The organism is Streptomyces sp. SLBN-118 (assembly GCF_006715635.1).
In the GTDB taxonomy this organism is placed as follows: Bacteria; Actinomycetota; Actinomycetes; order Streptomycetales; family Streptomycetaceae; genus Streptomyces.
Genome location: NZ_VFNP01000002.1, coordinates 2631962 through 2655275, shown reverse-complemented (window position 1 = coordinate 2655275; position 23314 = coordinate 2631962). Strand labels below are relative to the sequence as shown.

The following is a 23314-nucleotide window of genomic DNA, read 5'->3' as shown; positions in this document are numbered from 1 at the left end:
CATATGCAAGTGCACACTAGCAGCAAGAGAGCATACGAAGATCGCCGGGCGGGCTTGAGGATCAAGCCCGCCCGGCGACGGGGAACCGGGGGTCCGGGGGATTGAGGCTCAGGCCTCGACGCGGCGCGCCAGCACCTGGCGGACGTAGCCCATCACCGCCAGCGCCGCCGTCAGTCCACCCGTGTAGTAAAGCTGTGTCCGCGTGTCCGGCTCCCGTGCCATCAGGACGAAGACCGCGACCATGCCCGCCAGCGCGATCCACGTCAGCGCCGGGTAGAGCCACATCTTCACGACCAGCTTCGACGGGTCCTCGCGCTCGGTCCGCCGGCGCAGCACCAGCTGTGAGACCGCGATAAAGGTCCAGACGACCAGAATGATCGCGCCGATCATGTTGAGCAGCCACATGAAGACGTCGTTGGGCCGCCAGTAGCTGAGCAGTACGCACAGGAAGCCGAAGACGGACGACACCAGCACCGCGGTGCGCGGCACCCCGCTGAAGGTCCGGCCGAGCGCCTTCGGGCCCTGGCCGCGCGAGACCAGCGAGGAGGCCATGCGGGAGGCGCCGTAGATGTTGGCGTTCATCGCCGAGAGGAGGGCCACCAGCACGACCGCGTTCATGATCTGACCGGCCGCGGGGATGCCCAGGTGGTCCAGCGTCGCGACGTACGGGCCCTTCGTGACGACCTTCGGGTCGCCCCACGGGATCAGCGTGACGATGACCGCCATCGAGCCGATGTAGAAGACCGCGATACGCCACATCGCCGTACGCACGGCCTTGGCGACGCCCTGGACGGGGTGCTCGGACTCGGCCGCGGCGATGGTGACCGTCTCCAGGCCGCCGTACGCGAAGACCGAGGCGAGCAGTCCGACGACCAGACCTTCCGTGCCGTTCGGCATGAAGCCGCCTTCGCCGGTGAGGTTGGCGGTGCCGGGGGAGTCGGTGCCGGGCAGGATGCCGAGGATCGCCAGTACGCCGATGCCCAGGAAGAGCGCGATCGCGAGGACCTTGAGTGCCGCGAACCAGAACTCGAACTCGCCGAAATTCTTCACGGCAGCCAGGTTCGTGCCGCAGAACACCAGCATGAACAGAGCGACCCAGGCCCACTCGGGCGTGCCGGGAAGCCAGCCCGTCATGATCTTCGCCGCGCCGATGCCTTCGAGGCCGACCGCCACACAGAGCAGGAACCAGAACGCCCAGCCCGCCGTGAATCCGGCCCAGGGGCCGATCGCCCGCTCGGCGTGCACCGAGAAGGAGCCGGATGCCGGGTTCGCCGCCGACATCTCGCCGAGCATCCGCATCACGAGCATGACGAGGAGGCCGGAGATCGCATAGGCGATGACGATCGACGGGCCGGCGGCGGCGATGCCCGCGCCCGATCCGACAAAGAGCCCGGCTCCGATGACGCCTCCAAGGGCGATCATCGACAGATGGCGTTGTTTGAGTCCGTGCGAGAGCGGGGTGTCGGCCTGCTGGTCGACAGGCGCGGGCGCGGAGGTCCGAGACATGGGGGTGCCCTGTTCAGTTGCTGAAACGGGAGAAAGGTCAAGTCTGAGTGCGTGTACCGCTCATGCGGAACGGATGTCCGCTATACGGGCACGATGCTCACACCTGGTGATCACAACCTCACCTCACCTGGCCCGCCCTCCCGCATCAACTGGCAAGTCCCCAGGGGCGATCGGCCGCCGGGACCGACGTTCGCTGGGGCAGGAGATCGCCGCCTCGTGCGCACGCGCACGAGGCGGCGATCTCCTCACAGGACGCTGCCCTCACCCCTCACGAGGACGGGGCCGAGTCCTTCACGCCGCTCTGATCGGCATCGGCAACCGCACCCGCGCCGCCCTTGCCCAGCAACTGGCGCACCACCGCGATGCCCACCACGATCACCGCCACCAGCAGCGACAGCAGCACCTGCTCCCGCGCGTCGCCACCGTCGTAGACCATGTAGCCGAGCACGAAAACGATCATGCCGATCGTCAGCCACGTCAGATACGGGAAGAGCCACATCCGCACGATCAGCTTGTCGGGCGACTCGCGCAGGATGATTCCGCGCATCCGCAGCTGCCTGACGCAGATGACCAGCCACACGAACAGGGCGACCGCACCGGACGCGTTCAGCAGGAAAGCGAAGACCGTGTCGGGCCTGACCCCGGTCACCGCTACCCGGGCACCCGCATGCCACACTCGGACCATGCGCGTGTACCTCGGCTCCGACCATGCCGGCTTCGAACTCAAGAACCACCTTGTCGAGTGGCTCACGGCCCACGGCCACGAGCCCGTGGACTGCGGACCCCACATCTATGACGCCCAGGACGACTACCCCCCGTTCTGCCTGCGTGCCGCCGAGAAGACGGCCGCGGACCCGGACAGCCTGGGCATCGTGATCGGCGGCTCCGGCAACGGCGAGCAGATCGCCGCCAACAAGGTCAAGGGAGTGCGCGCCGCGCTCGCCTGGAGCGAGCAGACCGCCGCGCTCGGCCGTGAGCACAACAACGCGAACGTCATCTCCATCGGCGGCCGGATGCACACGCTGGAAGAGTCGGTGAAGTTCGTCGAGATCTTCCTCTCTACCCCGTACTCCGGTGAGGAGCGTCACACCCGCCGCATCGAGATGCTCTCGGCGTACGAGGAGACCGGCGAGCTCCCCCCGATCCCGGCCCACCACCCGCAGCAGGGCTGAGCGTGCCCGAGGGCCATACGATCCACCGACTGGCCGCCGACCACTTCGAGAGGTTCGGCGGCCGACCTGTGCGGGCGACCAGCCCGCAGGGGAAGTTCTCCGACAGTGCGGCACTGCTCGACGGCCGGCCGCTGGAGAGCACCGAGGCACACGGCAAGCACCTCTTCCTCGGCTTCGGCCCGCTCGGCTGGGTCCACATTCATCTCGGCCTCTTCGGCAAGGTCACCTTCGGCGACGCGCCCGCGCCGCCGCCGACCGACACCGTGCGGCTGCGTCTGGCCAACCCGACGGCGTATGTCGATCTGCGCGGGCCCACGGCCTGCGCGCTGATCGCGGACGGCGAGAAGGCGGCGATACACGGGCGGCTGGGGCCCGATCCGCTGCGCCCGGCCGACGATCCGGACCGCGCCTGGGCCCGCGTCTCCCGCTCCCGTACCACCGTCGCCGCACTGCTCATGGACCAGAAGATCATCGCGGGTGTGGGCAACGTCTACCGCGCCGAGGTCCTCTTCCGGCACGGCATCGACCCGTACCGCGCGGGCAAGGACCTCACCCACGGCGAGTGGGCCGCGATCTGGTCGGATCTCGTGGAGTTGATGCGCGAGGGAGTACGCAACAACCGCATCGACACGGTCCGTCCCGAGCACACCCCCGAGGCGATGGGCCGCCCGCCGCGTGTCGACGACCACGGCGGCGAGGTCTACGTCTACCGAAGGGCACTCCTGCCCTGCCATGTCTGCGGCGGCGAGATCCGCACCGCCGGTCTCGCCGCACGCAATCTCTTCTGGTGTCCGGCCTGCCAGCGAAGCTGACGCTGCCTCAGAAACCGTGCGGCAACCAGGGCGCCAGGTCACTGCCGAACGCCACCGACGCCTCGGCCAGCGCCCCCTGCCGCAGCTCCCGCACCCTCCCCGCCCCCGCCAGCGCCGAAAGCGACACCCCGCCCAGATAGGCCGCGCCCAACTCCCGTACGGACAGCGCCAGATCGGCGTCGTCCTCGGTCCGCTTGCAGGACGCGCCCTTGTGGTCGCCGGTCAGCCGCCAACGCCCCGCGTTCCAGGGGCAGAAGGCGTCGTCGACGTCGAAGACGACGTCCACCGGCGTCTGGTACGTGCGCGCCTCCAGCGCCACGCCAACCTCCACGAGCCGTACGAACATGCCGTCCCGCACCCGCACTTCGCATCGCCGAATGTCATTGACCAGATGCAGCAGGGGATCGTCCACCGGCCGGTTGCGCGCCACCACCTGCACCGTCAGGTCGATGTCGAACAGGAAGCGCCACAGCACGGCGTACGTCACCGGGTCGAGCGCCTCGATGTGCCGCAGTGCGACGCTGCCCTTGGGGCCGTTCGCATCCCAGTCCGGCTTGGTGTGGAAGCGTACGAAACCGACGATTTCGCCCTCTCGCTCGGCGACCACGCACTGCATCGGCGAGGCGCCCTGCCGCTGGGACTCCGGGTCGAGCAGCGGCAACTGCTCCCAGCCGGGCCTGCGGGCAAGCATGCCGGGCCGCGTTCCGATGCTGCGCACGTACACCGCCTCGCACTCCCGCGCGACGTCGGCGACGTCCGCGAAGCGCAGCCGGACCGCGTCCGCGCCCTCGGGGAGAGGGGGAGCGATCCGTCCCCGGACGGTGTCGATCGTCAGGGAGATCTGCTGGGTCCCGAGGCCGTAGCCGAACCGTTCGTAGATCTCCGGTTCGGACGCCGTGAGGACGGCGATCGGCTCGCCCCAGCCGCGTACGTTGTCGAGCTGGCGGCGCATCATCGAGGTGAGCACCCCGCGACGGCGGTGTGTCGCGGCCACGCTGACCATCGTCACGCCCGCGGCGGGCACCATCGCGCCGCCCGGCACCGAGACCCCGAACGTGAACGCCCCTGCCGTCCCGACGCACTCGTCGCCGTCCCAGGCGCCGATGGAGCGCTCGTGCTCGGTCAGCGCATGATAAAGCTCACGCTCCTCAGGGGGCTCGGGCACACCACCGAACGCCCGCTCCAACTTGCCGTACCAGTGGTCCCATTCGGTACTGCGCAATACGCGAAGTTCGATCGTCATATGCCATGCCTACCAGGGCAACGGCGCCGCGGCGACCCGATTTCGAACGCATTGTCACCGGGGTCCCCCTGCACGGGAGGCGGGCGGGTGGATAGGGTCCACGGCAATGGCCCGCGGCTCTGCAGCAGACTCGTTCACGGCCCGGTTGCGGAAAGCCGTGCACCGGGGCCGTATCGCGCTGCGCAAGTCCGGGGTCGACTACTTCCGCGGCGACGGCTCCGACTGGATCGCGCTCGCCGGGCTGCTGCTGACGATCCCGGCCTTCACGTGGGGCACGGTCGTGGTGCCCCTCTGGGTCTCCCCGGCGGCCCTCGTCCTGCCGATCGTGGCGGGCGGTCTGCTGCTGCGTCCGGCGAGCCTGCTTAGTCTCTACGCGACGGCAGCGGCGGCGCTGATCGTCGAGTCGGTCACGCTCGGCCCCTACAGCGACGGTCCGGCGCGCGTCACCCCGGGAACGGTCCTCACCGTCGCGGCCTGCGGCTTCTTCGGACTGCTGATAGCCCAGTTCCGCGCCCGGGTCGGAGTGCCCTGGCGGCGCGGCGGAACGATGCTCTTCGACCTGCGCGAACGCATCAGGGTGCAGAGCGCCCTGCCCCGGCTCCCCAAGGGCTGGCACCGCGAGATGTCGCTGCGCCCGGCCGGCGGGCAGTCCTTCTCCGGGGACTTCGTGGTCGCGGCCCGCACGAACGGCGGCCGCACCCTGGAGGTCATCCTCACCGACGTCTCGGGCAAGGGCATGGACGCGGCCTCGCGGGCGCTGCTGCTGTCCGGCGCGTTCGGGGGGCTGCTCGGTTCGCTGCCGCCGCACGGCTTCCTGACCGCGGCCAACGGCTATCTGCTCCGCCAGGACTGGGACGAGGGGTTCGCGACCTCGGTCCATCTCGTCCTGGACCTGGACTCGGGCGACTACGAACTGTTCTCTGCCGGCCATCTGCCCGCGCTCCAGCTGCACGCGGGCAGCGGCCGCTGGGAGGAGAAGGGCGCCGACGGTCCGCTCCTCGGGGTGTACGACGGGGCACAGTTCGACCCGGTCAAGGGCTCGTTGCGCCCCGGCGACGTACTGATGCTCTTCACCGACGGCCTGGTGGAGGCGTCGGGCCGTGACATCAGCGAGGGTATAGACCGCCTGACCGGCGAGGCCGACCGTTATGTCGCCTCCGGGTTCGAGGGCGCGGCCTGGCATCTGATCGAGGCGGTCGCGAAGGACGTCAACGACGACCGCGCGCTGCTGCTGCTCCGGCGTGAGGCGTAGTCAGGGCGTACCGCACTCCGGCAGGTGTTTTGTCCTTAATTGCCGGACAGGGCTCTGAGATGCTCGAACGCCACGACGGCGTCCCGAGGAGTCCTGATGGCGACGACAGAAACCGCGATCTGGCGCGAGCGCGGCAACCCGCTGGTCGCCGGGTCCGGAAGCGGCCCGCTGCGCGGCGTACGGCTGGCGGTCAAGGACGTGCACGCCGTCGCCGGTCACCGGCTCGGGGCGGGCAATCCTGCCTGGCTGGCCGAGGCGGAACCCCAGAGAGCGCACTCGTGGGCCGTGGGCACCCTGCTGGCCGCGGGAGCCGACGTGACCGGCATCGCGCAGACCGACGAATTCGCCTACAGCCTGGGCGGGACGAACGCGCACTACGGCACCCCGCCCAACCCGGCAGCACCCGGCCGGGTCCCCGGCGGCTCCTCCGGCGGGCCGGCCGCCGCGGTCGCCCTCGGCCAGGCCGACGCCGGGCTCGGCAGCGACACCGCAGGATCGATCCGGGTGCCCGCCTCGTACTGCGGTCTCCACGCCCTGCGGCCCACTCACGGCGCCGTCCCCGCCACCGGAATGCTGCCGCTGGCCCCCTCCTTCGACACGGTCGCCTGGCTCGCGCGGGACGCGAGCACGCTGGCACGGCTGGGCGACGTACTGCTGCCCGCAGGGGGCGCCGAGGCCCAACGCCCTTTCCGTACAGCCCTGGTGGCGAGGGACCTCGTCGCGCTCGCCGACGCGGGAGTACGTGAGGCCTTCGGCCGGGCGGCGGCGGAACTGGCCGAGTGCCTCGGCCTGAAGACCGAGGAAGTCCCGTCTCCGGGAGGCGATCCGGCTCAGCGGGCGGTGGCCTTCGCGACGGCTCAGGCGGCGGAGGTGTGGGAGTGCGACGGGGCCTGGGTGAGCACTCACCCCGGGACGCTCGGGCCCGGCGTCGAGGCCCGGTTCGCCCGCGCCGCCGCGGTCACCCCCGAGGAGCGGACCGCCGCGGAGGAAGTGGTCCACCGCACGGCCCGCGACCTGCTCGCGGCTCTGCCGGACGACGCCGTGCTGCTCCTGCCTGCCGCGAGCGGACCGGCGCCGCTGCCCGACGAGGACAGCGCTCGCAAGGCCGCCACCCGGCAGGCGACGTTCCGCCTCACCTGCCCGGCGAGCGGTGCGGGTCTGCCGTGCCTGGTGCTTCCGCGGATGACGGTGGACGGACTGCCTGTGGGGCTGGCGGTGATCGGCGGCCGCGGGAGCGACCGCGCGCTGCTCGACCTGGGTGTGCGCAGCGCGGGACAGGGTTTCCGCTCCTGACCCGGGGCGGGCTGCCCTTCACCGGGGCCGGCCCCAACTGCCCGGCAGGGCGCGGCCGTGCACCCGTACAGTCGTCCCATGCCGTATCTCACGCTCACCGAGATCGAGGCTCTCGCCCGCGAGGCCCACGCCGCCCAGACGGACAAGGCGGGACGCCCGTACGCCGAGCATCTCGCCGCCGTCGCGGAAGGGGTGCGGCTCCGTGGCGGCAGCGAGGAGCAGATCGCCGCGGGATGGCTGCACGACGCCGTCGAGGACGACGCGCTGTCCCGGGAGTGGCTGGAGAACGCCGCGCTGCCTCAGACGGTCAGGGACATCGTCCTCGCCCTCACCAAGCGCAAGGGCGAGGACCTGGAGGAGTACACGAGGCGCATTCTGGCCACACCGGGCGCGCGTCTCGTCAAGGAGGCCGACCTCGCGCACAACGCGGACCCGGCGCGGCTCGCGGTCCTCGACGAGGCGACGCGGACGCGGCTGACGGCGAAGTACGCGAGGGTACGCGGCCTGCTGGGCCTGCCGGACGGTGACGGGGCCTGACCGAACGGGGGGCCGACCGGAAGGCCGCGTGACCCGAGCCCGCCCGGCCCGCGCCGTAACGGCACGCCCGCCGCACAGTTCAGCGCTGACGGCTCAGGGCCTCGGCGCCAGTTCCGTCGCATCCCGCCGGAACGCCCAGGCCATCTCCGGCTCGGTCACGAACCGCAGTGCCCTGCGTACCGGCGGCGTGCACAGCAGCGTCACCGCCGCCGCCGCGATCAGCGTGAGCACGATCTCGCCGCTCGGGTCGCTCAGCCACGCGTATGTCTCGAAGACATGCCCGTAGTCCGCGGCCTTGATCAGCAGGCCGTGCCCCAGATAACCGCAGATCGTCCCGGCGCCGAGCACCGTGAACCAGGTCCTGCGGCGCGGCACCCAGGCCAGGAACCCGGCCGTGAGCAGCGCCGCGCAGCCGAAGAACGCCAGCGTCATCACGACACCCACCCACCACGGCTGACCCAGTTCCTGGGCGCTGCTGGAGCGGTAGAGCCAGCTGAAGTTCATCCGGGGGGAAGCCCAGTACGCGAAGGCGCCCGCGCCCGCGAAGAGCGGCAGCGCGAGCAGCCGCACCTCCCGGCGCCGCACCAGCTGGAAGTGCTCGGGCTTCAGCGAGAGACCCAGCACGAAGAACGGCAGGAACTGCAGTACGCGCTGGAGATTGAGATCCGCGCCGATGTTCGGCGTCAGCGCGGCGAGCGAGGCCAGCGCGAGTGCGACGGGCACCGGCCACCGGATGAGCCGCCACAGCGGGGTGGTCAGCCGCCAGATGAACAGAGCCGCCAGGAACCAGGTCAGATAGAAGGGGTCGAGCAGGCTGATCGGCTGCTCGGGGGCGTGCTGTGCCCACCGTCTGAACAGGGAGTACACGATTTCGAAGACGACATACGGCACCGCGATCCCGGTCAGCAGCCGTCTGAGCTGGTCGGGCCTGCCGGCGTAACTCCGGGAGAAATAACCGGAGATGAGAATGAAAGCCGGCATGTGAAAGGTGTAGACGAGCAGGTAGAGCGACCGGGAGGCACGGCTGCCGTCCATCACCGGCTCCCATGCGTGCGCGATGGCGACGAGCACGATGGCCAGATACTTCGCGTTGTCGAAGTAGGCGTCTCGACTGGTGGACTTCGCCGGCGCCTTCCCGGCCGCGGCGGCAACGGCCGGTGCGGTTGACTTCTCGGTTGTAGGGACGGGCTCCGACTCCCGGGCCTGGGGGAGCGGGGCCCTGCTGAATCCATGCGGAGCGTGGAACATCTGAGGCACCCTAGCCTCGCCCATTCGATTTCGTAAATCCCTGTCCGCGTGTCTCCCATTCGAATCTGAAAACGACCCCCAACCGCCCGCTATGCCCCAATTGATCCCCCTTAAATGGTGCATATCGGCACGCAATTGTGACCGTGTGAATTTCCCCACCGGACGCCTTCGAATTTCTCGTGACCGCTGTGTGGGGGCATGGAAACGATCAGGCCGAATTCCTTCCCGCATTTCACCCGGCCGGGCCAACCGCGCCATGCTTGCGGGTGCGCGCGGGTGCGCGTATGGCGCGATCCCGTCATCGATGATTCGTCAGCAGGGAGCATGTACGGGGCTGTTGGTGGCACCATGGTCATGGCGGGGGTGTGCTGGGCCGCACGCTCCCGGGCCGGCAAGGCGGACCGACCGAGGGTGTGATCAGTTGTGGCCATTTCACTGTCTGTGGTGCTGCTGTTGGCGATCATCCTCGTGGTGCTGATCCGCGGCGGCTCCATCAAGGCCGGACCCGCAATCGTCGCGGTGCTGTTCGGCTTCTTCCTCGCCTCGACGGGCATGGCGCCGTCGATCAATAAATTCCTCGACTCGATAGCCGAAACCATCAACCAGATCAGCTTCTGAACCGGCGTTCCGTATCAGCGTCCGACCTGGCATCGCTCGGCCGGTCCGGCTGCCGTGCGCCGAAGCGGCCGGTAGAACGACTCAGGCCCGGTCCTGGTGGTCAACCACCGGGCCGGGCCTGAGACATGAAGAGCGGGCGACGGGAATCGAACCCGCGTAGCTAGTTTGGAAGACTAGGGCTCTACCATTGAGCTACGCCCGCACGCATCGCACCGCAGGTCACGAGGGCCGCGGTACGAAGAGCATCGTAGCGGGTCCCGGGCCACTGCCGCACACCGCATTTCCGTCCCGTGCCGCCTCCGGAAGAATGGGGCAGCCCGATGGCCTGCGGGCATGTACCCTACGTGTCGCACCGACGGGGTGTGGCGCAGCTTGGTAGCGCGTCCGCTTTGGGAGCGGAAGGTCGTCGGTTCGAATCCGGCCACCCCGACCATCATCACCATCGCTCTTCAAGATCACCTTGTGGGGCTCATCCTGCTTGCGGCTACTATGCAAGCTGCGTGCCCGTGTGTCCGACGCTCCGGCGAAAAGCCGGCGAGTCTGACGGAGAGACCGGGCCGAATCCGCTGAGCCGCCTCCAGTGCGGCGGACGCAGCAGACCCCAGAATCAGCCACCAAGGAGACCGAACCGTGAAGAGCGCCGTGGAGACCCTGAACCCGACCCGGGTTCGGCTCACTGTCGAGGTGCCCTTCGAGGAGCTCAAGGACAGCCTCGACGCGGCGTACAAGAAGATCAACCAGCAGGTCACGGTCAAGGGCTTCCGCAAGGGCAAGATCCCGGCCCGAGTGATCGACCAGCGGTTCGGCCGTGGTGCGGTGCTGGAGGAGGCCGTCAACGACGCCCTCCCGAAGTTCTACACCGAGGCCGTCAACGATGCCTCGGTCAACCCGCTCGGCCAGCCCGAGGTCGACATCACCGAGCTGAAGGACGGCGAGCTGCTGGCCTTCACCGCCGAGGTCGACATCCGCCCGGTCATCGAGATCCCGGACTACTCCGGCATCGAGGTCACCGTCGACGCGGTCGAGGTCACCGACGAGGACGTCGAGAAGTCCGTGGAGCAGCTGCGCGAGCGCTTCGCCTCCACCGACCCGGTCGAGCGCGCCGCCGCCGAGGGCGACGTCGTGACGATCGACCTCGAGGCCAAGGTCGACGGCGAGGTCCTGGAGGACGGCGTCGCGACCGGCGTGCAGTACACCATCGGCTCCGGAGAGCTCCTCGACGGCATCGACGAGGCCGTCACCGGCCTGGAGGCCGGCGGCGAGGCCACCTTCACCTCGCAGCTGAAGGGCGGCTCCGCCGAGGGCAAGGACGCGGAGGTCACCGTCAAGGTCACCGCCGTCGCCGCCCGTGAGCTCCCCGAGCTCGACGACGACTTCGCGCAGATGGCGAGCGAGTTCGACACCCTCGAGGAGCTGAAGGCGGACAGCCGCAAGCGCCTGGAGAACATGAAGCAGTACGACCAGGCCACGCAGGCCCAGGAGCGCGTCCTCGACGAGCTGCTGAAGCTGACCGAGGTGCCGATCCCCGAGAAGCTCCTCGAGGACGAGGTCAAGACCCGCAAGCACAACCTCGAGCACCACCAGCTCGGCCAGATGGGCATCGACCTCGCCAAGTACCTGGAGATCCAGGGCAAGACCGAGGAAGAGTTCGACGCCGAGACGTCCGAGCAGGCGATCAAGGGCATCAAGACCCAGTTCATCCTCGACGAGCTGGTCAACAAGGAGAAGCTCAACGTCAACCAGGAGGAGCTCACCGAGCACCTCATGCGGCGTGCGGCTTCCTCCGGCATGAGCCCCGACCAGTTCGCCCAGGCGGTCGTCGAGGGCGGCCAGGTGCCGATGCTCGTGGGCGAGGTCGCCCGCGGCAAGGCGCTCGCCGTGGTCGTCGAGGCCGCCAAGGTCACCGACACCAACGGTGAGGTCGTCGACCTCGAGGACGAGGACGAGGCCGAGGTCGCCGCGGAGACGGTCGAGGCCGTCGTCGAGGGTGACGAGGCCGAGGAGACCGCGGAGAAGACCGAGGGCTGAGCCTCGCTCTGAAGCACTGATTCGGGCCCCGGACGCAACCGCGCCGGGGCCCGAGTCGTGCGGCTGCCGGGCCCCGTACACCTTGCGCTCCGAGCGAACAGTTGGGGAACCGGGATGGCGTTGTCCCACCTGCGCGTTAGGGTCCTTGAATACGAGGGCAGGGGAGTCCCGCCCCAGTACGAAAGATGCTGAGACGGCCGCAGCCGTCAGAGACGAGCAGGTGGATACGTGACGAATCTGAAGCCTTACGCCGCGGGTGAGCCGTCCATCGGTGGCGGCCTCGGCGACCATGTCTACAACCGGCTGCTCGGCGAGCGCATCATCTTCCTCGGCCAGCAGGTCGACGACGAGATCGCCAACAAGATCACGGCGCAGATGCTGCTCCTGGCCGCCGAGCCGGACAAGGACATCTACCTCTACATCAACAGCCCCGGCGGCTCGGTGACGGCCGGCATGGCGATCTACGACACCATGCAGTACATCCCGAACGACGTGGTCACGATCGGTATGGGCATGGCGGCCTCGATGGGCCAGTTCCTGCTCACCGGCGGCACCGCGGGCAAGCGCTTCGCGCTCCCGAACACCGACATTCTGATGCACCAGGGATCGGCCGGCATCGGCGGTACCGCCTCGGACATCAAGATCCAGGCCGAGTATCTGCTTCGAACGAAGAAGCGCATGGCGGAGATCACCGCCCACCACTCCGGCCAGACCGTCGAGACGATCATCCGCGACGGTGACCGCGACCGCTGGTACACCGCGGAAGAGGCCAAGGACTACGGCCTCATCGACGAGATCATCTCCGCCGCATCGGGCGTTCCGGGCGGCGGCGGCACCGGCGCCTGAGCCGGACTGCCCCCAGCCCCCGCCCGTAGAACGCCACCAGGATGGTGAACACCCATATGAGTAACTTCTCCGCGAGCGGCCTCTACACCGGCCCGCAGGTGGACAACCGCTACGTCGTCCCGCGCTTTGTCGAGCGCACCTCGCAGGGCGTGCGCGAGTACGACCCGTACGCGAAGCTCTTCGAGGAGCGCGTCATCTTCCTCGGCGTGCAGATCGACGACGCCTCCGCCAACGACGTCATGGCGCAGCTGCTGTGCCTGGAGTCGATGGACCCGGACCGCGACATCTCCATCTACATCAACAGCCCCGGCGGCTCGTTCACGGCCCTCACGGCCATCTACGACACGATGCAGTTCGTGAAGCCGGACATCCAGACGGTCTGCATGGGCCAGGCGGCCTCGGCCGCGGCCGTGCTGCTCGCCGCCGGTACGCCCGGCAAGCGGATGGCCCTGCCGAACGCCCGCATCCTGATCCACCAGCCGTCCTCGCAGACCGGCCGCGAGCAGCTCTCCGACCTGGAGATCGCGGCCAACGAGATCCTGCGGATGCGTACGCAGTTGGAAGAGATGCTGGCGAAGCACTCCACCACGCCGATCGAGAAGATCCGTGACGACATCGAGCGCGACAAGATCCTGACCGCCGAGGACGCGCTTGCGTACGGCCTCGTCGACCAGATCGTCTCGACCCGTAAGAGCACGGCCGCAGCGGCCGCCTGACCGGTCCGGGGCCCTTGGCGCGGAGCACAAGCATGTGAACCGCGCCAAGGGGGGCCCGAACGGGGGGCCCGGCAAGGTACCGTCGGATATGAGGCACCAGGAGTCGGCTGAACCAAGCTGCTCCCAGGCGAAGGGGAAGCACCTCGTGGCACGCATCGGTGATGGCGGCGACCTGCTCAAGTGCTCGTTCTGTGGAAAGAGCCAGAAGCAGGTGAAGAAGCTCATCGCAGGCCCGGGTGTGTACATCTGCGACGAGTGCATCGACCTCTGCAACGAGATCATCGAGGAGGAGCTCGCCGAGACCTCCGAGGTGCGGTGGGAGGAACTGCCCAAGCCGCGCGAGATCTACGAGTTCCTCGAGGGGTACGTCGTCGGGCAGGAGCCCGCGAAGAAGGCCCTCTCGGTAGCGGTCTACAACCACTACAAGCGTGTCCAGGCCGGCGAGAACGGCGGGGGCGCGGGCCGGGACGACGCCATCGAACTGGCCAAGTCGAACATCCTGTTGCTGGGCCCCACCGGGTCCGGCAAGACTCTTCTCGCCCAGACCCTGGCCCGGATGCTCAACGTCCCGTTCGCCATCGCCGACGCGACGGCGCTGACGGAGGCCGGGTATGTCGGCGAGGACGTCGAGAACATCCTGCTGAAGCTGATCCAGGCGGCCGACTACGACGTCAAGAAGGCCGAGACCGGGATCATCTACATCGACGAGATCGACAAGGTCGCCCGTAAGAGTGAAAACCCGTCGATCACCCGTGACGTGTCCGGCGAAGGCGTCCAGCAGGCCCTGCTGAAGATCCTGGAAGGCACGACGGCCTCGGTCCCGCCCCAGGGCGGCCGGAAGCACCCGCACCAGGAGTTCATCCAGATCGACACGACGAACGTGCTGTTCATTGTGGGCGGTGCCTTCGCGGGCCTTGAGAAGATCATCGAGTCGCGGGCGGGCGCGAAGGGGATCGGCTTCGGCGCGACGATCCGCTCCAAGCGCGAGATCGAGGCGAGCGACCAGTTCCAGGAGGTCATGCCGGAGGACCTGGTGAAGTTCGGGATGATCCCGGAGTTCATCGGCCGCCTCCCCGTCATCACCTCGGTCCACAACCTGGACCGCGAGGCCCTCCTGAAGATCCTGGTCGAGCCGCGCAACGCACTGGTGAAGCAGTACCAGCGCCTGTTCGAACTGGACGGCGTGGAGCTGGACTTCGACCTCCCGGCCCTGGAGGCGATCGCCGACCAGGCGATCCTGCGCGGCACGGGCGCGCGGGGCCTGCGGGCCATCATGGAAGAGGTCCTGATGTCGGTGATGTACGAGGTCCCGTCGCGCAAGGACGTCGCACGGGTGGTCATCACTGCGGACGTGGTGCACAACAATGTGAACCCGACGCTGGTGCCGAGGGAGCCGCGGATCGTGAAGAACGACGGGCGGCACGAGAAGTCCGCGTAGGTTTTTTGCACACACGCGAAAGGGGCGCCCGGCCAGTCGAACTGGCCGGGCGCCCCTCGGTGTTGCGCTGTGAATGTCAGACCTTGGTGCGGGAGGACTTGTAGAGCTTGGCCGCGAGTTCGGCGACCTGGTCCTGCGACGCGCCCTTGCCCCCGGTCAGCATGGAGCTCATGTCGAAGGCAGTTACCGCGCCGATCGTGCTGTAGTCGGCCCAGACGCAGATCGGAGTCTCGAACTCCTTGGGGCCAGCTGCTGAACTCGAGCCGGGCTTGGTCTTGATGTTCTGGCACTTCATCAACGCGCCATCAAACCCGGAAGGCGCCACCGACGTCGGGCTGCCGACGAGGGTGACTTCGTTCTTCTTGTCCTCCGCGTCGCCCTTCGCGAGTTTGTTGAAGTAACCGTCGAGTGCCTTTTCGGGGTCGGAGATCTCGCCCCACAGTCCGCTGACGCTGAGTAGCTTCCCCTTCAGCGGCTCGCTCTCGGTGCCGGACTTGTAGCTGGCACCGACCTGTGTCGGGTTCTTGATCCCGATCGCCTCGGCCTCCTTCTTGTCCTTGGCGGACATGGGCTCCGATTTGTCGGTGCCCTGCTTCTTGTAGTCGTCGACCGACGCCGCTGGAGTGAGCTTGTAGCCCTTCGTGTCGGCCGAGACGTCCCCGTTCCCGCTGCCTCCGCCCAGCAGGAAGTACGCGCCACCGCCGATCACCGCGAGCGCCACGACCGAGGCCGCCACGATCAGGCCCGTCTTCTTCTTCGGGGCAGCCGGCGGGGGCGGGACCTGGCCGCCGCCGTAGGGCTGGCCGTACTGGGGCTGCTGGCCGTAGGGGCCCGGCTGCTGGGGCTGGCCCCACTGGCCCGGCTGCTGCGGCTGCTGCGGCGGGACGCCCGGAGGTGCCTGCTGGGGGTAGCCGTAGCCGGGCTGCGGGGCCTGCGGCTGCTGGCCGTAGGGACCCGGCTGACCGTACGGTCCGGGCTGCTGGGGCTGTCCGCCGTACGGGCCCGGCTGGTTGTAACTCATTACTGCGTTCCCCTCCAGTTACTTATGTGGTTCGAACATCCTGGCTCAAGCGCCAACGCCCTGGGGCGGTGGGGGTCACACCGTTACGGAAGATTCCCGTTTCAGTACGGCCCTGTGACACCCCTAAACTGAGCCCGTGACCGAGAACACTCAGCAGCAGCCAGCCAGCAACCCCGAACTGCCGACCCAGTACGCGCCGGCCGAAGTAGAGGGGAAGCTGTACGAGCGCTGGGTAGAGCGCGGTTACTTCGAGGCGGACGCGAAGAGCGAGAAGCCTGCGTACACGATCGTCATCCCGCCGCCGAACGTCACCGGCTCCCTGCACCTCGGGCATGCCTTCGAGCACACGCTGATCGACGCCCTCACCCGCCGCAAGCGGATGCAGGGATACGAGACCCTGTGGCAACCCGGCATGGACCACGCCGGTATCGCCACCCAGAACGTCGTCGAGCGAGAGCTGGCCAAGGAGGGCAAGTCCCGCCATGACCTCGGCCGCGAAGCCTTCGTTGAGCGGGTCTGGCAGTGGAAGGCGCAGTCCGGCGGGCAGATCTCCGGTCAGATGCGCCGCCTCGGCGACGGTGTCGACTGGAGTCGCGAGCGCTTCACGATGGACGAAGGCCTCTCCCAGGCCGTCCAGACGATTTTCAAGAGGCTCTACGACGACGAGCTGATCTACCGCGCGGAACGGATCATCAACTGGTGCCCGCGCTGCCTGACGGCGATCTCCGACATCGAGGTGGAGTACCAGGACGACGACGGCGAGCTGGTCTCGATCCGCTACGGCGACGGCGACGCGTCGATCGTCGTCGCGACGACTCGGGCCGAAACGATGCTCGGTGACACGGCGGTCGCCGTCCACCCCGACGACGAGCGCTACGCCCACCTCGTCGGCACGGAGATCGAGCTGCCGCTCACCGGTCGCCGGATTCCGGTTGTCGCCGACGAGCACGTCGACCCCGAGTTCGGCACGGGCGCCGTCAAGGTCACCCCGGCCCACGACCCGAACGACTTCGAGATCGGCCAGCGCCACGGCCTGCCGAACCTCGCCGTCATGGACGAGCACGCGGTCATCACCGTGCACGGCCCGTTCCAGGGTCTCGACCGTCTGGAAGCCCGTTCCGCGATCGTCGGCGCGCTGCGCGCCGACGGCCGGATCGTTGCCGAGAAGCGTCCCTACACCCACTCCGTCGGCCACTGCTCACGCTGCAAGACGACGATCGAACCGCGGCTGTCCATGCAGTGGTGGGTCAAGGTCGGCCCCCTCGCGCAGGCCGCTGGGGACGCTGTCCGTGACGGCAGGGTCAGCATCCACCCCAAGGAGATGGAGTCCCGGTACTTCGGCTGGGTCGACAATCTGCACGACTGGTGCATCTCGCGTCAGTTGTGGTGGGGCCACCGCATTCCCGTCTGGTACGGGCCGAACGGCGAGGTCGTCTGCGTCGGACCGGACGAGGAGCCGCCCGCGGGCGAGGGCTGGACGCAGGACACCGATGTCCTGGACACCTGGTTCTCCTCCGGCCTGTGGCCCTTCTCCACCCTCGGCTGGCCCGAACAGACCGAGAGCCTAGAGAAGTTCTATCCGAACTCCGTCCTCGTCACCGGGTACGACATCCTCTTCTTCTGGGTCGCCCGAATGATGATGTTCGGCCTGTACGCGATGGACGGCACCCCGCCGTTCCACACCATCGCCCTGCACGGCATGGTCCGCGACCAGTTCGGCAAGAAGATGTCGAAGTCCTTCGGCAATGCGGTCAACCCGCTGGACTGGATGGACACTTACGGTTCCGACGCGGTCCGCTTCACGCTGGCCAACGGTGCCAACCCCGGTGTCGACGTCCCGATCGGCGAGGACTGGGTCAAGGCGTCGCGCAACTTCGCCAACAAGATCTGGAACGCGACCCGCTTCGCACTCATGAACGGCGCGACGGTGGAGGGTGAACTGCCGCCCGCCGAGCAGCTGTCGGCGGCCGACCGGTGGATCCTTTCCCGGCTCAACGCGGTCGTCGCCGAGGTCGACGCGTACTACGACGACTACCAGTTCGCAAAGCTCGCCGACTCCCTGTACCACTTCGCGTGGGACGAGGTCTTCGACTGGTACGTCGAGCTGTCGAAGACGACGTACTTCGCGGGCGGCGAGCAGGCGCGCGTCTCCGGACGCGTCCTGGGCGAGGTCCTCGACATCACCCTGCGGCTCCTCCACCCGATCGTCCCGTTCGTCACCGAGACCCTGTGGACCACGCTCACCGGTAAGGAGTCGGTCGTCATCGCCGACTGGCCGAGTGACAGCGGCTTCCGGGACAAGGCCGCCGAGCAGGAGATCGAGCTCGTCCAGCGCGTCGTCACCGAGGTCCGCCGGTTCCGGTCCGACCAGGGGCTGCAGCCCGGGCAGAAGGTTCCGGCCCGGCTCGGCCTGGACGGCACCGCGCTGGCGCCGCACGAGGCCGCCATCCGGCAGCTGCTGCGGCTCCAGCCGGAGGGTGGGGGCTTCAGCGCCACGGCGACCCTCCCGGTCGCCGGGGCCAGGGTCGCGCTCGACCTGTCCGGCACGATCGACGTCGGCGCCGAGCGCAAGCGGCTTGCGAAGGACCTGGCCGCGGCCGAGAAGGAGAAGGCCCAGGCGCTGGGCAAGCTCGGCAACGAGGCCTTCCTCGCCAAGGCCCCGGACAACGTGGTCGACAAGATCCGTACGCGCCTCGCCAAGGCCGAGGAGGACATCGCGCGGATCACGGCCCAGCTGGACCGGCTGCCGCAGGCGTAGTCGCGACGTACGAGAGGCCCCGGCCCCGGGGGAGCACCCTGGGCCCGGGCCTCTCGCGTTCGTGCCCCGCTGCTCACGGGGCACGGCGACCCCTGAGAGGGGCGTGGCGACCGTCCTGTCACTGCCCCTCCGTAGACTGGCCCCCGTGAGCAACCAGCCGGACCCCTTCGACGAGATCGTCGACGCCGAGACCGACCGTGACCCCGACCTGGCGGTGATCGAGGCCGGCAGTCGCACCCTGCGTGCGCAGGCCGGATCGCCCCAGGGTGACCCCGTGCCCGCCCGGCCCGCAGACCCGGAGGTGGACAAGGCGCTGCGCGCGGTCGAGGCGGACCTGGCGACGCGCTGGGGCGAGACCAAGCTGGAGCCGTCGGTAGCCCGTATCTCGGCGCTGATGGACGTGCTGGGGGAGCCCCAGCGCGCGTACCCCTCGATCCACATCACGGGGACGAACGGCAAGACGTCAACGGCCCGCATGATCGAGTCGCTGCTCGGCGCCTTCGATCTGCGCACCGGCCGGTACACCTCGCCGCACGTCCAGTCGGTCACCGAGCGGATCAGTCTGGACGGCGCCGCGATCGACGCAGAGCGCTTCATCGAGACGTACGACGACATCAAGCCGTACATCGAGATGGTCGACTCCCAGCAGGAGTTCCGGCTGTCCTTCTTCGAGGTGCTGACCGGCATGGCGTACGCCGCCTTCGCCGACGCGCCCGTGGATGTGGCCGTCGTCGAGGTCGGCATGGGCGGCAGCTGGGACGCGACGAACGTCATCGACGGATCCGTCGCCGTCATCACCCCCATCGACCTGGACCACACCGACCGCCTGGGCGAGACGCCCGCGGAGATCGCCGTGGAGAAGGCCGGTGTCATCAAGGAGGGCGCAACGGTCATCCTGGCGCAGCAGCCGGTGGACGCCGCGCAGGTGATGTTGAAGAAGGCCGTCGAGGTCGATGCCACCGTCGCGCGCGAGGGCATGGAGTTCGGCGTGGTGGCCCGCGAAGTCGCGGTCGGCGGCCAGCTGGTGACGCTGCGCGGACTCGGCGGGGAGTACGAAGAGATCTTCCTCCCGCTGTACGGAGCTCATCAGGCACACAACGCGGCTGTGGCGCTCGCCGCGGTCGAGGCGTTCTTCGGCATCGGCTCCGAGCAGGCACGCACGCTCGACATGGACACCATCCGCAAGGCGTTCGCCTCGGTGGCCTCTCCGGGCCGCCTGGAGGTCGTGCGCCGCAGCCCGACGGTCGTCCTGGACGCCGCGCACAACCCGGCGGGCGCCCGCGCGGCCGCCGACGGGATCACCGAGTCGTTCGGCTTCTCCCGCCTCATCGGTGTGGTGGGCGCGAGCGGCGACAAGGACGTCCGGGGCTTCCTGGAGGCCTTTGAGCCGATCTTCGCCGAGGTGGTGATCACCCAGAACTCGAGCCATCGGTCGATGGACGCCGACGAGCTGGCGGCGGTCGCCGTCGAGGTCTTCGGCGACGAACGGGTGGTTGTCGAGCCGCGTCTCGACGAAGCGCTGGAGGCGGCGATCACGCTCGCCGAGGAGGAGTCCGAGTTCGCGGGCGCGGGCGTCCTGGTGACCGGTTCCGTGATCACGGTGGGCGAGGCCCGGCTGCTGCTGGGGAAGGGCTGACATTCGATGCGTACGCTCTGTGCTTCCACGCTGATCGGCGAGTTCTTCGTGATCGGCTTCGCCGGTCTCGTCGCCATGAAGTCCGACGACCTCTCCATGGCAACCGTCTGGACGGTCTCCGGCACGGGGATGCTGCTCTGCATCCTGCTCTGCGGAATGATCGGCCGCCCCGGCGGCGTGCAGCTCGGCTGGGCACTGCAGATCGGACTGATCGCCAGTGGCTTCGTAGTGCCGACGATGTTCTTTCTCGGCGCGATCTTCGCGGGCCTGTGGTGGGCCTCGGTCCACTACGGCCGCAAGATCGACGAGGTGAAGGCGAGATGGGCCGCGCAGGCCCCGTCGGAGCCTGACGCTGCGTAATCGGCGCGCCGTCCTGCCCTGTAGCCTCTGAACTCCCGAATCCGTAAACAAGGAGCCCGCACCGTGACCCAGCGCACGCTCGTCCTGCTCAAGCCCGACGCCGTACGCCGCGGCCTGATCGGCGAGATCATCGGCCGGATCGAAGCCAAGGCCGGCTGGCAGATCACGGCGCTGGAGCTGCGCACCCTCGACCAGGAGATCCTCGAGCAGCACTACGCCGAGCACGTCGGACGGCCGTTCTACGAGCCGCTCATCGAGTTCATGCAGTCCGGCCCGGTCGTCGCGTTCGTCGTCGAGGGCGAGCGGGTCATCGAGGGCCTGCGCGCCCTCGCGGGGCCGACCGACCCGATCGCCGCCGCGCCCGGTTCGATCCGTGGGGACTTCGGCACCATCGTGCGGGAGAACCTCATCCACGCCTCGGACTCCGAGGAGTCCGCCATTCGAGAACTCAAGATTTTCTTCCCCGGACTTTCCTGATTGGCCGTCAGCCATACAGAGCTCTTCACCTGGGGCGACCGATGGAATTTCGGTCGCCCTTCGGTGTACAAGAGCGCTTTACGGGAACTCATCGCCCCGACACCTCGTCACCACATTGAGAGGTGGACTCACCGCGCGGTGTCCGTGCAGGCGGCACTACGATGAAACCTCCACGCCACAGCACCCACCTCGCCGTCCTAAAAAGCCATCAACGCTCGACTTGGGAAGGCCAGACGCATCCTCATGGGGAACAACATGTCGTTCATCGGCCGTGACATGGCTGTCGACCTCGGGACCGCCAACACGCTGGTGTACGTCAGGGGCCGGGGGATCGTCCTCAACGAGCCGTCCGTCGTCGCCATCAACACCAACACGGGCGGCATTCTCGCGGTCGGCGCCGAGGCGAAAAAGATGATCGGCCGGACACCGGGCAACATCGTTGCCGTCCGGCCGCTGAAGGACGGCGTCATCGCCGACTTCGAAATCACCGAACGGATGCTCCGCTACTTCATCCTGAAGATTCACAAGCGTCGCTACCTCGCCCGGCCGCGCGTCGTCGTCTGTGTGCCCTCGGGCATCACGGGCGTCGAGCGCCGCGCGGTCATCGAGGCATCGACGCAGGCGGGCGCCCGACAGGTGCACATCATCGAGGAGCCGATGGCCGCGGCCATCGGCTCCGGACTCCCGGTCCATGAAGCCACCGGCAACATGGTCGTCGACATCGGTGGCGGGACCACCGAAGTCGCCGTCATCTCACTCGGCGGAATCGTCACGGCGCAGTCCATCCGCGTCGCCGGCGACGAGCTGGACAACGCGATCATCCAGCACATCAAGAAGGAGTACTCGCTCCTGCTCGGCGAACGGACCGCCGAGAACATCAAGATCACCATCGGTTCCGCCTATGACATGGACAAGGACGAGCACACCGAGATCCGTGGCCGTGACCTCGTCTCCGGTCTGCCGAAGACCGTCGTCATCTCGGCGGCCGAAGTCCGCAAGGCGATCGAGGAACCGGTCAACGCGATCGTCGACGCCGTCAAGACCACCCTCGACAAGTGCCCGCCGGAGCTCTCCGGCGACGTCATGGACCGCGGCATCGTCCTCACCGGCGGTGGCGCCCTGCTGCGCGGCCTGGACGAGCGGCTGCGCCGCGAGACCGGAATGCCCATCCATATCGCCGAGGATCCGCTGGACTCGGTTGCCCTCGGATCCGGCAAGTGCGTCGAGGAGTTCGAGGCGCTCCAGCAGGTGCTGGACGCCCAGCCCCGCCGCTAGCGGCATCGACGGACCAGCGACAATCCGCCGTATGGGGGCCTGCCAACCCGTACGGCGGATCGTTGATATACAGACATCAACATTCCTACGAGGAAGGCACGGCCGCCGCACGTGAGGGACACACGAGAGAGCCGGCTGCTCCTGGTGCTGCTGATCGCCATCGCGTTCGCTTTGATCACGGTGGATATCCGCGGGGGCGAGGATTCACCGGTCGACGGCGCCCGGCAGGCCGCCGCCACGGTCTTCGGACCGGTCGAGAACGGCGTCGCGGCAGCGGTCGACCCGATCGGCAACGCGATCGGAGCGGTGCGGGACTCCGGACAGCGCCACGACCGCATCACCCAACTGGAACACGAGAACGCCGCGCTGAAGCAGAGACTCGGCAGCGACGACCGCAACCGCAGCCGGGTGCGCGAGCTCGACAAGATGCTCAAGAAGGCCGGCGCGGGACAGTACGGAATCAAGGGCGCCGAAGTCATTGCCATCGGGGCGGCCCAGGGCTTCTCCTGGACGGTGACCATCGACGTCGGCTCCAGCGACGGCATCCAGCGGGACATGACCGTCCTCAACGGCGACGGGCTCGTCGGACGCGTCACCACGGTCGGCCCGAACACCGCGACCGTATTGCTCGCCAACGACCCGGACTTCACCGTCGGAACGCGCATGGAGAAGACCGACGAACTGGGCTTCGCCACCGGCCAGGGCGACCGTCCGCTGTCCGTACAGCTGCTCAACGGCAAGTCCAAGGTCAAGAAGGGAGACCGCCTGGTCACCTTCGGCTCGCAGGCCGACAAGCCGTTCGTGCCGGGTGTCCCGGTCGGGGAGGTCGTCCGTGTCGACCCCTCCGGCGGCGGCCTGACCCGCACCATCTACGTCCGGCCGTTCGTCGGCTTCACCAAGCTCGACATCGTCGGCGTCGTCGTCCAGGCACCCCGGTCCGATCCGCGCGACGCGGTCCTGCCGCCCAAGCCCGCGGCCCCGAAGCCCACACCGACGGTCACGGTGACGGTCACCCCGTCACCCGGCGACGGTGTGGACGCGACCGGCCTGACCGACGAGCCGTAGGAGCTGATCCGTC

General features: G+C 68.5%; 20 protein-coding genes, 2 tRNA genes and 1 pseudogene. 17 read left to right on the top strand and 6 right to left on the bottom strand.

The annotated features are described in order from the left end of the window. Positions 1-108 precede the first annotated feature (108 nt). Complete coding sequence (locus FBY35_RS30530) at positions 109-1506, bottom strand: amino acid permease (protein ID WP_142217170.1); 1398 nt, start codon at positions 1504-1506, stop codon at positions 109-111. Positions 1507-1774: 268 nt separating this feature from the next. After that, a pseudogene (locus tag FBY35_RS30525) lies at positions 1775-2140 on the bottom strand (amino acid transporter); the annotation flags it as partial. A gap of 49 nt (positions 2141-2189) precedes the next feature. Between FBY35_RS30525 and FBY35_RS30520 the strand changes: the two are divergent. After that, positions 2190-2678: a ribose-5-phosphate isomerase gene (locus FBY35_RS30520; RefSeq protein ID WP_142217169.1), complete on the top strand. Its 489-nt coding sequence runs from the start codon at positions 2190-2192 to the stop codon at positions 2676-2678. 2 nt (positions 2679-2680) lie between these two features. Further along, the gene (locus FBY35_RS30515) at positions 2681-3490 is read left to right on the top strand and encodes an Fpg/Nei family DNA glycosylase (RefSeq protein ID WP_142217168.1); all 810 of its coding nucleotides are present in this window, start codon (positions 2681-2683) and stop codon (positions 3488-3490) included. 7 nt (positions 3491-3497) lie between these two features. Here FBY35_RS30515 and FBY35_RS30510 read toward each other — a convergent pair whose 3' ends face one another. Beyond that, the gene (locus tag FBY35_RS30510) at positions 3498-4733 is read right to left on the bottom strand and encodes a GNAT family N-acetyltransferase (protein WP_142217167.1); all 1236 of its coding nucleotides are present in this window, start codon (positions 4731-4733) and stop codon (positions 3498-3500) included. Between the two features lie 106 nt (positions 4734-4839). Here FBY35_RS30510 and FBY35_RS30505 point away from each other — a divergent pair, with 106 nt between their 5' ends. The 3 genes from FBY35_RS30505 (at position 4840) to FBY35_RS30495 (ending at position 7815) form a co-directional block, all read left to right on the top strand. After that, on the top strand, positions 4840-5985 hold the full coding sequence (locus tag FBY35_RS30505) for a PP2C family protein-serine/threonine phosphatase (RefSeq protein WP_142217166.1): 1146 nt from the start codon (positions 4840-4842) through the stop codon (positions 5983-5985). 96 nt (positions 5986-6081) lie between these two features. Next, entirely contained in the window at positions 6082-7278 is a 1197-nt protein-coding gene (locus FBY35_RS30500; RefSeq protein WP_260848862.1) for an amidase, read from the top strand. Positions 7279-7356: 78 nt separating this feature from the next. Next, complete coding sequence (locus FBY35_RS30495; protein ID WP_142217165.1) at positions 7357-7815, top strand: HD domain-containing protein; 459 nt, start codon at positions 7357-7359, stop codon at positions 7813-7815. 93 nt (positions 7816-7908) lie between these two features. Here the strand turns inward: FBY35_RS30495 and FBY35_RS30490 are convergent, their stop codons facing one another. Next, positions 7909-9063, bottom strand: a complete 1155-nt coding sequence (locus FBY35_RS30490; protein WP_142217164.1) for an acyltransferase family protein — start codon at positions 9061-9063, stop codon at positions 7909-7911. 423 nt (positions 9064-9486) lie between these two features. Here FBY35_RS30490 and FBY35_RS30485 point away from each other — a divergent pair, with 423 nt between their 5' ends. After that, a complete protein-coding gene (locus FBY35_RS30485) occupies positions 9487-9681 on the top strand; it encodes a hypothetical protein (RefSeq protein WP_142217163.1) in 195 nt (64 codons plus the stop codon). A 131-nt stretch (positions 9682-9812) separates the two neighbouring features. Here the strand turns inward: FBY35_RS30485 and FBY35_RS30480 are convergent. Further along, positions 9813-9883, bottom strand: a tRNA-Gly gene (locus tag FBY35_RS30480). A gap of 154 nt (positions 9884-10037) precedes the next feature. On the opposite strand from FBY35_RS30480, the gene FBY35_RS30475 reads away from it, so the two are divergent. From FBY35_RS30475 to clpX, 5 genes are all read left to right on the top strand, one after another. Next, positions 10038-10114 (top strand) — tRNA-Pro (locus tag FBY35_RS30475). Positions 10115-10311: 197 nt separating this feature from the next. Beyond that, positions 10312-11709 carry a trigger factor gene (gene tig, locus FBY35_RS30470; protein WP_142217162.1) on the top strand — a complete coding sequence of 466 codons (1398 nt, stop codon included), beginning with the start codon at positions 10312-10314 and terminating at the stop codon, positions 11707-11709. A 228-nt stretch (positions 11710-11937) separates the two neighbouring features. Continuing rightward, positions 11938-12555: an ATP-dependent Clp protease proteolytic subunit gene (locus FBY35_RS30465; RefSeq protein ID WP_142217161.1), complete on the top strand. Its 618-nt coding sequence runs from the start codon at positions 11938-11940 to the stop codon at positions 12553-12555. 41 nt (positions 12556-12596) lie between these two features. Continuing rightward, a complete protein-coding gene (locus FBY35_RS30460) occupies positions 12597-13271 on the top strand; it encodes an ATP-dependent Clp protease proteolytic subunit (protein WP_313904719.1) in 675 nt (224 codons plus the stop codon). 145 nt (positions 13272-13416) lie between these two features. Beyond that, positions 13417-14709 (top strand): ATP-dependent Clp protease ATP-binding subunit ClpX, encoded by a 1293-nt coding sequence (clpX, locus tag FBY35_RS30455; RefSeq protein ID WP_142217159.1) that lies wholly within the window; start codon positions 13417-13419, stop codon positions 14707-14709. Between the two features lie 76 nt (positions 14710-14785). Here the strand turns inward: clpX and FBY35_RS30450 are convergent, their stop codons facing one another. Beyond that, complete coding sequence (locus FBY35_RS30450) at positions 14786-15730, bottom strand: hypothetical protein (RefSeq protein ID WP_142217158.1); 945 nt, start codon at positions 15728-15730, stop codon at positions 14786-14788. Positions 15731-15866: 136 nt separating this feature from the next. On the opposite strand from FBY35_RS30450, the gene FBY35_RS30445 reads away from it, so the two are divergent. The 6 genes from FBY35_RS30445 (at position 15867) to mreC (ending at position 23301) form a co-directional block, all read left to right on the top strand. Beyond that, complete coding sequence (locus FBY35_RS30445) at positions 15867-18488, top strand: valine--tRNA ligase (RefSeq protein WP_142217157.1); 2622 nt, start codon at positions 15867-15869, stop codon at positions 18486-18488. A gap of 145 nt (positions 18489-18633) precedes the next feature. Continuing rightward, a complete protein-coding gene (locus tag FBY35_RS30440; RefSeq protein WP_399209147.1) occupies positions 18634-20124 on the top strand; it encodes a bifunctional folylpolyglutamate synthase/dihydrofolate synthase in 1491 nt (496 codons plus the stop codon). A gap of 6 nt (positions 20125-20130) precedes the next feature. Continuing rightward, positions 20131-20484, top strand: coding sequence for a DUF4233 domain-containing protein (locus FBY35_RS30435; protein ID WP_142217156.1), 354 nt, complete (start codon positions 20131-20133; stop codon positions 20482-20484). 63 nt (positions 20485-20547) lie between these two features. Further along, positions 20548-20961 carry a nucleoside-diphosphate kinase gene (gene ndk / locus FBY35_RS30430; protein ID WP_142217155.1) on the top strand — a complete coding sequence of 138 codons (414 nt, stop codon included), beginning with the start codon at positions 20548-20550 and terminating at the stop codon, positions 20959-20961. Between the two features lie 255 nt (positions 20962-21216). After that, positions 21217-22236, top strand: a complete 1020-nt coding sequence (locus tag FBY35_RS30425) for a rod shape-determining protein (RefSeq protein ID WP_142218247.1) — start codon at positions 21217-21219, stop codon at positions 22234-22236. Between the two features lie 111 nt (positions 22237-22347). Next, positions 22348-23301: a rod shape-determining protein MreC gene (mreC, locus tag FBY35_RS30420; protein WP_142217154.1), complete on the top strand. Its 954-nt coding sequence runs from the start codon at positions 22348-22350 to the stop codon at positions 23299-23301. Positions 23302-23314: the final 13 nt, after the last annotated feature.

Excerpts from the sequence above, each read along its gene's own strand:
- FBY35_RS30530 (WP_142217170.1), bottom strand. The coding sequence starts at position 1,506 with ATGTCTCGGACCTCCGCGCCCGCGCCTGTCGACCAGCAGGCCGACACC.
- FBY35_RS30520 (WP_142217169.1), top strand. The coding sequence starts at position 2,190 with ATGCGCGTGTACCTCGGCTCCGACCATGCCGGCTTCGAACTCAAGAAC.
- FBY35_RS30510 (WP_142217167.1), bottom strand. The coding sequence starts at position 4,733 with ATGACGATCGAACTTCGCGTATTGCGCAGTACCGAATGGGACCACTGG.
- FBY35_RS30505 (WP_142217166.1), top strand. The coding sequence starts at position 4,840 with ATGGCCCGCGGCTCTGCAGCAGACTCGTTCACGGCCCGGTTGCGGAAA.
- FBY35_RS30500 (WP_260848862.1), top strand. The coding sequence starts at position 6,082 with ATGGCGACGACAGAAACCGCGATCTGGCGCGAGCGCGGCAACCCGCTG.
- FBY35_RS30495 (WP_142217165.1), top strand. The coding sequence starts at position 7,357 with ATGCCGTATCTCACGCTCACCGAGATCGAGGCTCTCGCCCGCGAGGCC.
- FBY35_RS30490 (WP_142217164.1), bottom strand. The coding sequence starts at position 9,063 with ATGTTCCACGCTCCGCATGGATTCAGCAGGGCCCCGCTCCCCCAGGCC.
- FBY35_RS30460 (WP_313904719.1), top strand. The coding sequence starts at position 12,597 with ATGGTGAACACCCATATGAGTAACTTCTCCGCGAGCGGCCTCTACACC.
- FBY35_RS30450 (WP_142217158.1), bottom strand. The coding sequence starts at position 15,730 with ATGAGTTACAACCAGCCGGGCCCGTACGGCGGACAGCCCCAGCAGCCC.
- FBY35_RS30435 (WP_142217156.1), top strand. The coding sequence starts at position 20,131 with ATGCGTACGCTCTGTGCTTCCACGCTGATCGGCGAGTTCTTCGTGATC.
- FBY35_RS30425 (WP_142218247.1), top strand. The coding sequence starts at position 21,217 with ATGTCGTTCATCGGCCGTGACATGGCTGTCGACCTCGGGACCGCCAAC.